10 protein-coding genes and 1 pseudogene are annotated in these 15,273 nt (G+C 69.7%); 10 read left to right on the forward strand and 1 reads right to left on the reverse strand.

What is annotated here, in order from left to right; genetic code table 11:
* Window positions 1-50 precede the first annotated feature (50 nt).
* Together IMZ35_RS21265 and IMZ35_RS21270 are read left to right on the forward strand one after the other, a co-directional pair.
* Window positions 51-2,945 carry an AfsR/SARP family transcriptional regulator gene (locus IMZ35_RS21265; protein WP_199442884.1) on the forward strand — a complete coding sequence of 965 codons (2,895 nt, stop codon included), beginning with the start codon at window positions 51-53 and terminating at the stop codon, window positions 2,943-2,945.
* Window positions 2,946-3,172: 227 nt separating this feature from the next.
* Entirely contained in the window at window positions 3,173-3,769 is a 597-nt protein-coding gene (locus IMZ35_RS21270) for a DUF8817 family protein (RefSeq protein WP_199442885.1), read from the forward strand.
* Window positions 3,770-4,619: 850 nt separating this feature from the next.
* On the opposite strand, the gene IMZ35_RS21275 is transcribed toward IMZ35_RS21270, so the two are convergent.
* Window positions 4,620-4,811 carry a hypothetical protein gene (locus IMZ35_RS21275; RefSeq protein WP_199442886.1) on the reverse strand — a complete coding sequence of 64 codons (192 nt, stop codon included), beginning with the start codon at window positions 4,809-4,811 and terminating at the stop codon, window positions 4,620-4,622.
* 439 nt (window positions 4,812-5,250) lie between these two features.
* On the opposite strand from IMZ35_RS21275, the gene IMZ35_RS21280 reads away from it, so the two are divergent.
* From IMZ35_RS21280 to IMZ35_RS21315, 8 genes and pseudogenes are all read left to right on the forward strand, one after another.
* Window positions 5,251-6,057, forward strand: a complete 807-nt coding sequence (locus IMZ35_RS21280) for an ABC transporter ATP-binding protein (protein ID WP_199442887.1) — start codon at window positions 5,251-5,253, stop codon at window positions 6,055-6,057.
* A gap of 3 nt (window positions 6,058-6,060) precedes the next feature.
* Entirely contained in the window at window positions 6,061-8,562 is a 2,502-nt protein-coding gene (locus IMZ35_RS21285) for an ABC transporter permease (RefSeq protein ID WP_199442888.1), read from the forward strand.
* 328 nt (window positions 8,563-8,890) lie between these two features.
* The gene (locus tag IMZ35_RS31825; RefSeq protein ID WP_199442889.1) at window positions 8,891-10,099 is read left to right on the forward strand and encodes a PucR family transcriptional regulator; all 1,209 of its coding nucleotides are present in this window, start codon (window positions 8,891-8,893) and stop codon (window positions 10,097-10,099) included.
* A 138-nt stretch (window positions 10,100-10,237) separates the two neighbouring features.
* On the forward strand, window positions 10,238-10,564 hold the full coding sequence (locus tag IMZ35_RS21295) for a beta/gamma crystallin domain-containing protein (RefSeq protein WP_199442890.1): 327 nt from the start codon (window positions 10,238-10,240) through the stop codon (window positions 10,562-10,564).
* Between the two features lie 501 nt (window positions 10,565-11,065).
* Window positions 11,066-11,660 (forward strand): annotated as a pseudogene (locus IMZ35_RS21300) (transposase family protein); the annotation flags it as partial.
* A 189-nt stretch (window positions 11,661-11,849) separates the two neighbouring features.
* The gene (locus IMZ35_RS21305; RefSeq protein ID WP_199442891.1) at window positions 11,850-12,566 is read left to right on the forward strand and encodes a helix-turn-helix domain-containing protein; all 717 of its coding nucleotides are present in this window, start codon (window positions 11,850-11,852) and stop codon (window positions 12,564-12,566) included.
* A gap of 54 nt (window positions 12,567-12,620) precedes the next feature.
* Window positions 12,621-14,081 carry an alpha/beta hydrolase gene (locus tag IMZ35_RS21310; protein WP_199442935.1) on the forward strand — a complete coding sequence of 487 codons (1,461 nt, stop codon included), beginning with the start codon at window positions 12,621-12,623 and terminating at the stop codon, window positions 14,079-14,081.
* 216 nt (window positions 14,082-14,297) lie between these two features.
* A complete protein-coding gene (locus IMZ35_RS21315) occupies window positions 14,298-14,585 on the forward strand; it encodes a chitosanase (protein WP_199442892.1) in 288 nt (95 codons plus the stop codon).
* Window positions 14,586-15,273 lie beyond the last annotated feature (688 nt).

Here is a 15,273-nt window from a genome sequence, read left to right on the forward strand (position 1 = left end):
GCGAAGCACCCGGATCCCGAGTACGTTCCCCGTCGGGGGAGGGGTGCGGTGTGCCTGGTCTTCGGTTCGGAGTGCTCGGGCCCGTGGTCGCGTGGCGGGAGTCCGAGGAGGTGGGACTGCGGTCCGGCAAGCGCAGGCTCGTGCTGGCCCTGCTGCTGCTGCACGCGAACAGCCGCGTGGACCGGGACCGCATCATCGACGTGGCGTGGGGCGAGCGGCCACCGCCCAGCGCGGTCAACCTCGTGCAGAAGTACGTCGGCGACGTGCGGCGCGCCCTCGGGCTGACCGGCCGGGAGCTGGAGTGCCGCGGCAGCGGCTACGTGCTGCGGGTCGAGCCGGACCAGCTGGACAGCACGCGGTTCTCCGACTGGCTGGAGTCGTCGAGCGCGCTGCGGGCGGGCGGGGACCCCGGAGGCGCGCGGCGCGAACTCGTGGCGGCCCTGGGCCTGTGGCGCGGACCCGCGTTCAGCGGCCTGGACACCCCGGACTCGCTCACCGAGCGGGCGCGGCTCGACGAGTACCGCGTCGGCGCCGCGGAGGAGCTGGCCGAGCTGGACCTGTTGCGCGGCGAGCACGCGCTCGCCGCCGCTGAGCTGTCCCGCCTGGTCGCCGAGCACCCGTTCCGGGAACGGGCGCGCGAGCTGCTGATGGTGGCGCTGCACCGGGGCGGCCGCCGGGCGGACGCGCTCGCCGTCTACCGCGACGCGCACCGGGTGCTCGCCGACGAGCTGGGCACCGACCCCGGACCGGGGTTGCGGCGGGTGCACGAACAGGTGCTGCGCGAGGACCCGGCGCTCGACCAGCCGGTGACCGGGCGGGAACCGGACGTCGTGCCCCTGTACCAGCTGCCACCGGACATCCCCGACTTCACCGGCCGCGCCGGACCGCTGGCCGAGCTGCTCGCCGCGCTGGCCGACGGCCGGGTGCCGGCCGCCGTGGTGGGCGCGCCGGGCACGGGCAAGTCGACCCTCGCCGTGCACGCCGCCCACCGGGTCCGGGAGCGGTTCCCGGACGGGCAGCTCTACCTCGACCTGGCGGGCACGTCGGCGAACCCGCGCGACCCCCTGGTGGTGCTCGCCGAGCTGCTGCGCGCCCTCGGCGTCTCGGACGCGGTCATGCCGGACAGCCTGCACGAGCGGTCGGCCCTCTTCCGGTCCCGGCTGGCCGACCGGCGGGTGCTGGTGCTGCTGGACGACGCCGCCGACGCGCGCCAGGTGCGCCCCCTGCTGCCCGCGACCAGCGGCTGCGCCGTCCTGGTGACCAGCAGGCGCCGCCTGCCCGACCTCACCGGGGCCCGGCACGTCGAGCTGGACGTTCTCACCCCGGGGGAAGCCCAGTCGCTGCTGGCGCGCGTGGTCGGCTCGGGGCGCGCGGACCACGAGCCGGAGTCGGCGGCGGCGATCCTGCGCTCCTGCGGCCACCTCCCGCTCGCCATCCGGATCGCGGGCGCGAAGCTGGCGGGCCGTCCGGCGTGGACGCTGCGCGTGCTGCGGGACCGCTTGGAGGACGAGTCACGGCGACTGCGCGAACTGCGCGTCGGCGACCTGGGGGTGCGCGCGAGCTTCGACCTGAGCCTGGGCCTGCTGCCGGAGGACGCCTCGCGCGCGTTCTGCCTGCTGGGCCTGCTCGGCCCGCAGACGCTGCCCGGCTGGGTCGTCGGCCCGCTGCTCGACCGGTCGGGCGCCGACGAGGTGGTCGACGTCCTGATCGACGCGAACCTGCTCCAGCTCGTCGACACCGACGCCGTCGGTCAGCCCCGGTACCGGCTGCACGACCTCCTGCGCGCCTACGCCGCCGAGGCCGCCGCCGACCTGCCCGAACCGACGCGGCGCGACGCCGTCACCAGGGTCCTCGGCGGCTGGCTGGCCCTCGCCGAGCGGGCGCGGGACCTGATGTACCCGAGCATGTTCCGACCGACGCCCGGCCGGTCGCACCGCGGCCTGCCCGAGGCCGGGGAGCGCATCGTCGCCGACCCGATCGGGTGGTTCGACGTCGAGCGCGGCACCCTGCTCGCCGCCATCGAGCTCGCCGTGGCCTGGCAGCTCGACGAACCGGCCTGGGAACTGGCGCTCGCCGCCGTCACCTACTACGACCACCGCAGCCTCTACCAGGACTGGGACCACAGCCACCGGATGGCGCTGGGCGCCGTCCGCGCGGCGGGCAACCGGCAGGGCGAGGCAGCGTTGTTGCGCGGCCTCGGCCAGGTGCACATCTACCGCGACAACGACGCGGACGCGCTCCGAACCCTGACCCGCTGCCTCGACCTGTACCGCGCGATCGGCGACGAGCGGGGTGAGGGCCTGGCGCTCTCCGGCCTCGGCACCATCCAGCGCGTGCTCGGCAGGCACGAGCTGGCGCTCGACCACGTGCGCGGGGCGTTGCGGGCGTTCGAAGCAGTCGGGGACCGCAACATGACCGCGCAGATGCGCAGCGCCATCGGGTCCACCCTGCTCAGGGAGAACAGGTGCGACGAGGCGCGCGGCTGGTTGGACGACGCGCTGCGCCTGGCGCGCGACCTGGGCGACCGCCACCGCGAGGCGGCGATCCTGCGCTCGACGAGCGAACTCCACCGCGCGACCGGGCGGACGGTGGAGGCGCTGCGCTGCCTGGTCCGCTCCCTGACGATCTTCAACGAGCTGGGCGACGACCGCTGCGCGGCCTACGCACAGCAGAACATGGGCCGCGTGTACGCGGACGCGGGCGACCACATCAGGGCCGCGCACGTGCTCAAGCGCTCGGCCGTGGAGTTCCGTCGCAACGGCGACCGCCGCAACGAGGCGGACTGCTGGTACCAGCTGGGACGCCTCGACGCGAACCGCGGTGACACGACCACGGCCCACCGGCACCTGGAGCGCGCCTTGGCGCTGTGGCGGACGTTGGGCGAGTCGGGATCGGAGTCCGCCGAGGTGGCCCGGAACCTGCTCGTGTCGCTCCGACCGAGGTGACCCGGCCCGGTCGCTCTCCTGATCGACACGTGGCGTTGCGACTGCCGTGTCCGACCTCCGTCCGGTCGTTCGGAGTCGGGTCGCTGGACGATCACTCGTCTCAGCAGCCCGAACTCCAGCGACACGGCTCCGCCACACCGGATGAGGATCGAAGCCGCCGGCGAACGCTGTTCGCACGAGCAAATAGCTCGGTGTCGTTCCGGCAGGTCCGGACGTAGCTTCGAGCGGTGGCGAACGAACTGACCATTCCGCTCCTGCCCTGTCCTTCCACCGACGAGATCGCGTCGTTCTACGAGATGCTCGGCTTCGAGATCACCCATCGGCAGACGCGGCCGAGCCCGTACCTCGCGGTGCGACGGGAAGACATCAATCTGCACTTCTTCGAGATGGACGACTACGACCCGGCGCAGTCGTACAGCACCTGCCTGGTCGTCGTGGCGGACACCAGCGAGCTGTTCGAGACCTTCGCGGCGGGAATGCGGTCCGTGCACGGAAAACTGCTCGTCTCCGGCATCCCGCGCATGACCCGGCCTCGGCTGCGCAACGACCGGCACACCGGGTTCACCGTCGTCGATCCGGGAGGCAACTGGATCAGGATCAACAAGGCCGCCGAGGAACCCGAGGCGCAGACCAAGCTCGCCAAAGCCATGGAGAACGCCGCGAGGCAGGCGGACGCGCGCGGCGACGAACGCCAGGGGCTGAAGATCCTGGAAGGCGCGTTGAAGCGGGCGACCGGCGACGAACCAGAGTTTCAAGCGGTGCAGGAGTACCGCGACGAACTCGTCGAACGGATCAAGGGGGTCGAACCGCGTCCGGGCGCTTGAGCGCGGCCCCGACCACCTCGTGGCCACCGGTCCTCCAGGACGGGGGACGGTGAGGCGCGCAGAAAGCCGTCGTCGCCGGTAGAGCGAGCACGTGCGGTGCGGGGAGCACGTCCGGGTGATCACGTTCCTGCTGTACGAGGTCGCGCGGAAGCTGTCGTCCGTCCCGGAGGCGCTTGCCCGCAGCGAGACGGTGAGGGACGCCGAGTTGCTCGTGCTGCGGCACGAGCAACTCGGTCCTGCGCCGGCAACTCGCGGCCCGGTCCGCTACGAGCCGGCGGACCGGTTCCGGTTCACCGCCCCCGCCGGGATCGGGCACGACAACAACGGAACTTCTGGTGGAACGGCGCTTCGACGACGTCCGATCCACCAGGAGTTCCTCGTCCGCGCACCAGAGGCCCTCCCCGATCAAGCTCGGAAACGGGCACCGGGAGACTCGGTGCTGCGGCCGGTCACCGCGCGCCGGGCAGTTCCGGCAGCGGCTCTCGACCAGCCTGGTGACGAACGGCCGATGCGCTCTTCTCTCCCGTGCACACCCGCTTCGGCAACCGGGCGACCGTCCCGCTCCGCGCGATCCCCGCTGGCCGCGCGGCAACCGTCTGGTCCGGACGGCCGCCGCCGTCGCGGGCCACCGGAAGCCGCCCGAGGCCGGGCCGTGCTCGCTGTCGTCATCGACGGTCGGGGCGCCTCAGCGGGACACCCCGCGGGTCCTCCCACCGGTCGGGCACCAGCGCCGCACGAGCGTGCGTCTCCGACTTCCCCGGAGCGTGCGGCCGGATCTGCGTCGCGACGGCCGACGGCCACCAGGGCCGTCGTGGTGACCACCCGTGATGATGAACGGGCATCGCCCGCTTCAGTTCTGCGGATTCTCACGGTTCTTGCGGTAGTTGGAGAACAGCGTGATGCCGCTGGCGATGGCGATGAGTCCGAAAGCGGCGCTGATGTAGAGACTCAGACCGAGGGCTTGAGTGGCGATGTTGGCTGCGACGCCGACTACCAGGACCGTCGCGAGCAGGGCTTGGGTGCGGGTGAGCGAGAAGTTCATGATGAAGAAGTTAGTCGTGTTCGCCAGCGTCGCCGATACCGCAGGCTCCCGGATGTCGGGTAGAGCAGGCTGTACCTCGATTCCGTGCGCTGGTGCGACGAGTTCGGAGCGCAGCAGGACTTCGCCCGGTTCTGCGCACTCGTGTGCCGTCGTCAGCCCCGCGGTGACCAGGGTCCACCTGCCTGCCGATCACCGGCTCCAGCAGCGGACTCCGTCGCTCTGGTGCGTTGTGCGCGAAGAGGGACCGGCTCCGGGCCGCCCTGCTCCCCGTCCGCCGTCGCGCCGATGACGTCCGTGTCGTCGAATCCGGGCTGAAATCGCCGCGGAGCACGAGGTACAGCCTGCGCTACCAAGATCCACCCGCAGCCTGGATCGTTCCGGTCGGCAGGCGACATTACGGTTCTGCCTGGGAATCAACGAATAGGAAATCGGATTCATTATGACGTCAATCCACAGCGTACGAGCTGATGTGTCTTCTGGTGCGGGCGTTGACAGCTCCGCGTCGGCGGTGCGGGTTCAGAGCCTCAGAAAGGTCTACGGCACAGATCGACAGGCGGTGACCGCCCTCGTCGGCGTCGACGCGACGTTCGAGCGGGGAACGTTCACCGCGGTGATGGGGCCGTCCGGTTCGGGCAAGAGCACGTTGTTGCAGACCGCGGCGGGGCTGGACCGGCCGACCGGCGGCCAGGTGTGGGTCGGCGACACGGAGTTGTCGCGACTGTCGGAGACGGATCTGACGAAGCTGCGGCGGTCGAAGATCGGATTCGTCTTCCAGGCGTTCAACCTCATCGGAGCGTTGACGGTGCAGGAGAACATCGTGTTGCCGTTGCAGCTGTCGGGGAAGCGCGCCGACGCCACGTGGGTGCGGCAGGTCGTCGATCGGGTCGGGTTGACCGATCGGCTGTCGCACCGGCCGTCGGAGCTGTCCGGCGGTCAGCAGCAGCGGGTCGCGATCGCGCGGGCGTTGGCGACGCGCCCGGAGGTCGTCTTCTGCGATGAACCGACCGGTGCGTTGGACACCCAGACCGCGGCCGAGGTGTTGGACCTGCTGCGTTCGGTGGTGGACGAGGCGGGGCAGACGGTGATCATGGTGACGCACGACCCGGTGGCGGCGTCGTACGCGGATCGTGTGATGGTGCTGGCCGACGGCCGGATCGTGCACGACATGCCGCAGCCGGGAGCGGAGCGCATCGCGGAGCACTTGGCGTCGCTGGGCCGCCGTCAGCACGTGGCGCAGGAGCGCTGACCGATGCTGAAGCTAGCCGCGAAGATGCTGCGCCACCGCAGGGGCAGCGCGGTCGCCACCCTGCTGGCCTTGACGGCCGGAGTGGTGATCTTGATGTCGACGGGACTGCTCGTGGAGTCCGGCCTGCGGTTCGAGGCCGCGTCGCAGCGCTACGCCGCAACGGACGTCGTCGTCGCCAACCGCGACATCACGCTGTCGACGGACGGCCGGACCGCCACCGCACCGCTGCCCGAGGGAGGCACCGTCCCGGCCTCGATGGTCGAACGGCTCCGGCAGGTACCGGGCGTGGCCACCGTCGTGGCGGACACGTCGGTGACGGCGATCCTGGAGAACGGCGGGGCCACCGGGCACGGGTGGAGCAGCACGGTGCTCACCCCCTACCAGCTGATCGAGGGCGCCCAGCCGAAGAACGACGACGAGGTCGCGCTGGACGAACGCGTGGCCGGCTCGGTGGCGCCCGGCGACGAGGTCCCCGTCCTGGTGGAGGGGACGGCACGGGTGTACCGGGTCAGCGGCCTCGTGCGCAACGCCGGTCCCCGGCCGGGCCCCGACGCGTCGCCCGCGGTGTTCTTCACCGACGAGCACGCGGCGGCCGTGTACCCGAGGCAGGGCCAGGTCGACGCCATCGGCGTCGTCGCCGAGCCAGGTGCCTCCAGCGCCGCACTGGTCGCCGACGTGCGCGAACTGGCCACCGAGGCCGGTGTCAAGGCCCACGCCGGCGCCGAGCGCGGGCAGCTGGAACAGTCCGCGGACCTGGCGGCCAGCATCCTGCTGATCGACCTCGGCATCGTGTTCGGCGGATTCGTGGCGCTGCTGGTGGTGTTCGTCGTGGCCGGAACCATCGGCCTCGCGGTCCGGCACCGGCGACGCGACCTCGCTCTGCTCCGGGCCGTCGCCGCTACTCCGGGCCAGATCACCCGGTTGATCCTCACCGAGGTGGGGTTGCTCGGTCTGCTGTCGGTCGTGATCGGTGTGCCCTCGGGCTGGTTCGCCACTCGATGGCTGCGCGGGGAACTGGTCGACCGCGCGTTCATCCCGAACACGTTCCCGTTCAGCGGCGGTGCACCGACTGCGGCCGCCGTGGTGGGGACGACGATGGCGGTGGCGGTGGGGGCCGCGCTGATCGCCGCCCGTCGGACCGTGCTGATCCGCCCGACGGAGGCGCTCGGCGAGATCGCCGTGGAACCCAGTCGGAACAGCAAGATCCGCCTGTTCGCCGGGTTCGTCACCCTGGCCGGTGCCATCTACCTGACCACGCTCACCACGACGCAGAAGGGGAACGCCGCCCTCAGCACCGCGCTCGGCATGCTGTTCGCGCTCATCTTCGCGGTCGCCCTGCTCGCCCCCTGGATCAACCGCGTGGCCGCCCGGCTCCTCGGCCCGGTGCTGCGCGCGGTGTGGGGCGACAGCGGCTACCTGGCCGCGGCGAACCTGCGCGCCAACGCCCAGGGCATGGTCACCGTGCTGACCGCACTGGTGCTGACGGTCGGCCTCGGTGGCTCGATCTGGTTCCTCCAGGACAACCTGGAACGACAGAACGTCATCCAGAACCGCGACGGGATGCTCGCCCAGCACTCCATGAGCTCCGCCACCAGCCTGCCCGAGACCGCCCTCGCAGAAGTACGCGAGATTCCCGGCGTGGTGGCCGCCACCGGGGTGCGGAACACCTCGATCATCCTCGGCGGGAGCGGGGAAGTCGGCGGTGTGCAGGCGATCGATCCGGACGGCGTCGAGCACACCGTGGACCTCCAGGTTCGCAGCGGCAGCCTGGCCGACCTGCGCGGGCCCACCGTGGCGGTGTCGAGCCTGCAAGCCGATTCGAACGACTGGAAGGTCGGCGACCAGGCCGAGGTGTGGCTCGGCGACGGCGCACCGGCCACCCTGCGCATCGTCGCGATCTACGGCCGGGGCATGGGCTTCGGCGACTTCACCGTCACCGAGGACGTCATCGCGGGCCACACCGCCTCCACCGGCTACGAGCGGATACTCGTCCGCGCCGAACCGGGCACCGACATCACCACCGCCCTGGCCGACGTCACCGACCGGTACCCCGGCAGCACCGTGACGACCACGGCCAGCCTCACCAGCCAGCTCCCCCACGACCTCGCGCTGAGCGCCTGGTTGAACAAGCTGCTGATCGGCGTCATGGTCGGCTACGCCGCCCTGGCCGCCGCCAACACCATGGCCATGGCCGCTCTCACCCGTGGCCGTGAGCTGGCTTCACTGCGCATGGTCGGCGTCACCCGGAAGCAGGTGAGGAGAATGGTCCACGCGGAACAGTCCGGCCTGCTCGGTGTCTCCCTGCTCGTCGGCGGATGCATCGCCGCGCTCACCCTGGTGTCAGTGGTGCGCACTCTCACCGGGCAGAGCGTTCCCCACGTCCCCCCGCTGGGATGGGTGTCCATCATCGGCGGCACGACGCTGCTCGCCCTGCTCACCACCGTCCTGCCCGTCGCACGACTGCTCCGCGTCCCCCCGATCGCCGGCATCGGCGTCAAGGAGTGACGGCCACCGGGGACGGCAGGCGTCCCCGATCCGGTTGAGCGACGACCGGAGGGCGTGTGCGCACCGCGGGGACGCCCTTCGGCCGTCGTCGCCACGCGTCCGGCCGAAGAGGACGCGGGCGGCGGTCTTCGGAGCCCCCGTGCCGCAGGTCGACGTCGCTCGGCTTCACCGCCCGCTCCGGATCGGGTTCGCACTCCGCAGTCGTGTGGAACGCGGTGCGCACCCGCAGCGCCGGAGCCGACCGCTCGGCCAGGACAACGCAGCCACACGTCGTGCGTGCGTCGGCGGCCCCCCGAACAGCGGCGTGCGCCGCCCTTCAGGAGGGATCGTGCGGGTCTCAGGCGCACTGAGCACGATGTGCACCAACGAGAAAGGCCAGACAGTGTCCGAGCCGCTGGAGGCTCAGCTCGCCCTCGTGGCGACACGGCTGTTGCAGCACGCCGACGAGCTGGTGGCCGCGCAGTTGCGGGTGACCGGTGCGATCGGCTCGTACCAAGTGGTTCCCCAGTCGGAGGTCCGGCCGTCCGCGTACCGCAACGTCGTCCGCGTGGTCCGCGCTCTGCGCGGTGAGGACCACCTGCCTGTCGGCGTGGCGGCGGACGAGCGAGAAACCGGGCGACGCCGGGCGTTGCAGGGCGTACCCGGCGCGGATGTCCTGACCGCCTACCGGAGTTGTGTCGCGTTGCTGCGCGACGCGTTTCTCCGGGTCGCCCTGGCCGGGGCGACCCCTGCCGACGCCGTGCTGCTCGGCACACAGCGGATCTGGCAGCTCGGTGACCACTACAGCAGCGAGCTCCTCGACGGTTACCGGACGGCCGAGCTCGACCTCGCTCGTCGTGCGGAGCAGCAGCAGACGATTCTGCTCGCCCACCTGCTGGAGGGCACGATGACGACGGATCAGCTGGTCGCGGCGGGGATCGGGTTCGGACTCGCCGCGGACAAGCACTACTGGGTCCTGCGGGCACGATCCGACGGCACCGATCCGTTCGCGCTCAGCCGCCGGCTGGAACGCGCGGCCGGTGCACAGGACACGGCCCTGGTCGGCACCTACGGCGGTGACGTGGCGGCCGTGCTTTCCCGGCCCATCACCGGCGACCTGACCGACGACGTCACGGTCGGACAGGTCGGCCCGACCGGACTGTCGCAGTTGCACGCCGGATTCGCGGAAGCCACACAACTGCTCGAGGTCGCCACCAGGTTCGGCCACCGCGGAATCGTGGACCACAGTCGCATGGCACTGCGGCTGGCGGTCGCGAAAGAGCCGGAGCTGGGAAGACGCCTTCACGCCCGGTACGTCGAACCGGTGGAGGCCAAGAGTGCCATCGGCGAGGCTCTGCTCGCGACCGTCGAAACGTATCTGACCCTGCGGCGGTCGATCCCCGAGGCCGCCACCGCTCTGTCCGTCCACGTCAACACACTGCGATACAGGTTGGAGCGGTTCGCGGTGCTGACCGGAGCGGATCTCCAGGACACGGACACCGTGGTCGAGATCTGGTGGGCCCTCCAGTACCGAACCTTGTGCGAATCTCCAATCTGACGTCGGATCATGTCGTGACACTGCACCTGGTTTACCCGTCGGAACGATCGCTACGATTCTGTCGTCCCCTTCCGACGAGTTTTATCCGCACCACGGAGGATTCAATTGTCTCGAAAAGGCGCGAAGCTGGCAGCGACTGTGTTCGCCGCCGCTGCGATCACGACCGCACTTCCCGCAGGTAACGCGTTCGCCATCAACCAGGTCTCCTGCAACAACAACGAGTTCGTGAAAATCACGTACCACATGGGCAGCGACAGGAACATCGACCAGTGCTTCGCGAACGGCGGGACCTACAACAGGTTCGGTCAGGACGCGTGGGTCGTCAGGATCTGGACGGGCAACAACCGCGTGCAGTGGTTGGGCGACAACCGGTGGCAGCCGGCAACGGCGATCGGCAAGCAGACCTCGTTCACCTGGCCGAACCATTCTGGTGGCGTGCGGATGGCCGCGATCCGGATCATCTGAGGGACGCGATTCGACTGCCGGACGCGAGCGACCGGCGAAGTCGTCCCGTTCGGCGGATTCCAGTGCGAGGCCGTCGTCGTCATCGCCTCGAAGCACCACGGCGGCAATGCGGTGCAGCTCACGAGGGCCGAGGAGCGACGCCCGCGTGACCACTCCGCATTCGACGGGAAGCGAACTCCTCGGCACACCGAAGGCGGAAACGAGCTCTTCGGTGCACCAGGTTGGACACCCGGTGCTGTCGTCCCCCCACGGGGATGAAGGGTCCCCGCTCGCGATGCGCGGATCTCGTCGCAGAACAACGGCTGGCGAGTGAGCGGCCGTCCCCCGGCGGCGAACTCCCGAGAAGCAGGTCGAGATCGTTCTCGACCTGCTTCTCGGGTTCGGCACGTGTCCGTGATCAGCCGGACGACCCGGACGCACCTCGGCGTCGTCGCACAGCGAGCCCTCGTCAACCCGGTCTTGCAGGTCAGCTCGATCGGGGGTGCTGACCTCAGCGGAGTCCGCCTCGCCGCCGGGTTCGGCATCGCCCCTGGCCACCGTCTGCCGCTACATCCACGAAGCCGTCCGGGCCCTCGCCGACCTCGCGCCGGATCTCGCCGACGCGGCGCGGGTCGCCGCCCGCAAGGCCTACGTCATCCTCGACGGCACCCCGCTCCGGATCGACCGCATCGCCGCCGACCGCCCGCACCACTCCGGAAAACACAAACGACACGACATGAACGTCCAGGTCCTCGCCGACCCCGCCGGGCACCTGCTCTGGACCTCACCCGCACTGCCCGGCCCAGCCCACGACCTGACCGCGGCCCGCACCCACGGCATCGTCGACGCCCTCACCGCAGCCGACATCCCGTGCTGGGCGGACAAGGCATGTCCAGGCGCGGGCGGTCCGATCCGCGTGCCCTACCGCGGAAAGCGGCACACCCTCTCACCCGGACAGCAAGCGGTCAACCGCCCCCACGCCCGCATCCGCGCCCTCGGCGAACGAGCCGTCTCCACCCTCAAGACCCGGCGACCACTGCGCAGACTCCACTGCTCCACCACCCGCATCACCTACCTGACCCGAGCCGTTCTCACGCTCCACCTCAACGCCGAATGAGGTTGGAAAGAGCTCAATAATTCCTTGTAGCGCAACAAAAGGCCTCGGTCGCCTTGACCGGGGCCTCTTGCGTGCGACGAAAGTGGACTCTCCCCGACACCTTCGTCTGAAAGATCCGGCCCACCTTGACCATGCCGCAGCGGCATGGTTTCAACTGGGTCGTGTCAGGGCCGAACGGAGGGAGATGTCGTGGGGTGGAGCACCAGCCAGCTGGCCGATCTCGCCGGCACGACGTTGCGCACGATCCGGCACTACCACGACGTGGGCCTGCTCGCCGAGCCCGAGCGCCGCTCCAACGGCTACAAGAGCTACGGCGTTACCCATCTCGTGCGGGTGCTCAGGATCAAGCGCCTCACCGATCTCGGCCTGTCGCTCACGCAGATCGCGAAACTCGGTGACGGGGACGAACATCCCGGCGAGGCGTTGCGCGAACTCGACGCCGCACTGGCCGCGACGATCGAACGGTTGCAACGGATCCGCGTCGAACTGGCGTTGATCCTGCGCCAGGAGGCGCCGACCGACCTGCCGCCCGACATCGCGGCGACGGTCGCGGAGGCGAACCTGTCACCGCAGGACCGCGCGGCGACCGTCGTGATCGCCCAGTTGCTCTCACCGGAGGCGTTGGCCACCTACAACGAGGTGTTGAGGAGCCACTCGAAGGACGTCGCGATCGTCGAGTTCGACAACCTGCCCGCGGACGCGGACGAGGAGACCCGCCAACGCCTGGCCGACCGCATGAGCGCGCTCCCGTACGTGCAGGAGATGCGTGCGGCCTTCCCGGACGCCGTTGGCATGTACGGCGATTCGCCGCGGGGCAAGGAGTTCGCGATGCAGACGATGGCCAAGGTCGTGGTCGAGCTCTACAACAAGGCCCAGATCGACGTCCTGATCCGCATGAACGGCTGACATTTCACTGGTTTGGCGCGCCGGAAGGGCGCGTCATCGGGAAGGTATGCGCTAATGCGAAAAACGTTGTCGCTGGCCGTGGTCGTGACCGCTGCCGCAGTGCTGGTGGCGGTGCCGGGGGTGGCGTCTGCCGCACCGCCGGTGAAGCAGGTGCAGTGGGTCACGTGCCCCGCTGACGTGGCGCTTCCAGGACTGGAGTGCGGAAAGCTCCAGCTGCCGCTCGACTACCGCGAGCCGGAGGGCCGCCAGACCGAGATCATGATCACCCGGCTGGCCAGCAAGAGTCCTGAGAAGCGCAGGGGAATCCTGCTGACCAACCCTGGCGGGCCGAGCGAGGGCCTCACGTTCCCGTTCTTCCTGAAGGCATTGGGAATGCCGCAGAGCGTGCTGGACGCGTACGACGTGATCGGCATGGACCCGCGTGGCATCGGCTACAGCTCGCCTGCCACGTGTGACCTGACCGATGCGCAGATGCTTGCGGGCAGCGTGCCGCCGTACGCCGTGACGCAGGCCGATGTGCGCAAGCGGGCTGAGGAGGTCAAGACGATGGCACAGCAGTGCCTCACGTCGTCGACCGCCGACGAACTGCCGTACAACACGACCGCGAACATCGCCCGCGACCTGGACCGCGTCCGTGCCGCACTGGGTGAGAAGACGGCCTCGTACCTCGGCTACTCGTACGGCACGTACCTGGGCTCGGTCTACGCCACGCTGTTCCCGGGGACCAGCGACCGCGTCGTGATCGACAGCAACCTCCCCGGGGGCGGCTGGGACGTCGAGGGTGGCCGCATGTACGGCCCCGGTGTGGAGGACACGTTCCCGGACTTCGCGAAGTGGGCGGCGGCACACCCCGAGTACGGGCTGGGCACCACGCCGCAGCAGGTGCGCGCCAAGTACTTCGACCTCGCGGGCCGGCTGGACGCGAAGCCGTCCGTCGAGGGCATCACCGGTCAGCAGTTCCGGATGCTGGTGTTCGGCGGCCTCTACGCCACCGGTGACGCGGCGTTCTCGAAGATGGCCGCGCAGTGGAAGGCGCTTGACAACGACCAGCCGCTACCGACCCAGGAGGTACCGGAGGTTCCGCGCGTGGAAAGCCTGATCTCCGGCCGCCTGCACGTGATCTGCGGCGACTCCCAGTGGCCTTCGGCTGTCAGCACTTACGAGCGCAACGTCGCCGTGGACCGCGTCCGGTACCCGATGTTCGGTGCCGCAGGGGCGAACATCTACCCGTGCGCGTTCTGGCCGAAGCCGGTGGAGAAGCAGGTGCTGCCGTCCGACCGCGGACCGCGCAACATCCTCATGGTGCAGAACGAACGTGACCCCGCCACGCCGCTCGTCGGCGCCCGCTCGACGCGCCGCGCGTTCGGTGACCGGGCCGCGATGATCACTGTCGACCAGGGCGGGCACGGCGCCTACCTGATCGGCAAGAACGACTGCGCCAACGACAAGGTGACCGAGTACCTGCTCGGTGGACAGCGTCCGAGCGACGTGAAGTGCGCGGCGGAAACCGGCTGAGTCCCGAAGGGCCGGCTCGCTCGCCGCGAGCCGGCCCTCGTCGTGCGAGCGTTCACACGCCACGGTCGGATCCACGTCGCCGCTAATTCCACTGTGGAACGGAGCGGCACGAAGGCGTTCCAAGGCTCGCGACGATGGTCTCGGCGCGGCCACACTCATCTCTCCCGGCACCGCCCCGCGACGGACCGGAACGCCCCACGGCTCAAGGACATCGCGATGCAGCTGGCGTCCAGTGCGGAGAACTCCTCTTTGAGCTGGCGCGCGCACTTCGACCACATCGAGGACATCGGCCGCGGCCGCACCCCGGGCATCATCGACTTCTGCAGCGGTACCGGTGACATGCTCGACCTGGTCGAACTCCACAAGGCCAAGAAGCCCGGTAACGTGCTGGAGAAGTACCTCCCCGCACTGCGCAGCAGCGGATGCGCCTCGGCACGCACGTCCGGCCGTCGTTGCAGCACCTACAGCGCACTACCGCAGGGCCTGACTCGGCGTGGTGGCTAGATCACGCGTCCGGCCACGCCTCGACGCTTTGCGCGCTCTCGGCCGCAATCACGAGCAGCGATGCCAGTAGAACTTTGTTTCGGAGTCGGTCATGCCACGACACCCCAGCGCACGAAGCACGTCACGGCGCTGATCGGCAAGCGCGGAAGGTGGAGACAGGCCGCCATGGTCGAATTCTACCCGTGAGGCCGCAGCAACGCTCGTGCCGGACGCGCTTGTTGCTGCTTGGAACCTCCGCCAGGACCGTCCTGGATAGATGTTGCAGTTCACGTCGACTGCCGCCGGTTGGTGGCCGTTGAGCCCATGCGAAGAATCGGCCGATCAGGAGCGACCACATTTGATCCGCTGGCAAAGCCTGGAGCGGCCCGCTCCGGATTCGCTCCGGATCAGGCTATTTGATCAAAAAAGCGCCTGAAGACGATCAATGTACGATTGACAAAACGCACGAAAAAGCCCGCTGACCTGGGCTTTCACCCAGAGCCAGCGGGCTCCTCCAGACCGTCGAGACGACAGGATTCGAACCTGCGACCCCTTGGCCCCCAGGACGTCCGGGCACCCTCCTAGGTGCGAAAATACAGCTCCTAAGAGCCGGTCTCACGTGGTTGCTTTGATGAGTTGCTTGAAGCAGGTCAGCGCTGCGGCCAGGGTGGCGAAGGCGCAGTAGTTGACGGCATCGCGTTCGTACCGG

Origin of the sequence: Umezawaea beigongshangensis (assembly GCF_016464305.1) — a bacterium.
Classification (GTDB): Bacteria; Actinomycetota; Actinomycetes; order Mycobacteriales; family Pseudonocardiaceae; genus Umezawaea_A; species Umezawaea_A beigongshangensis.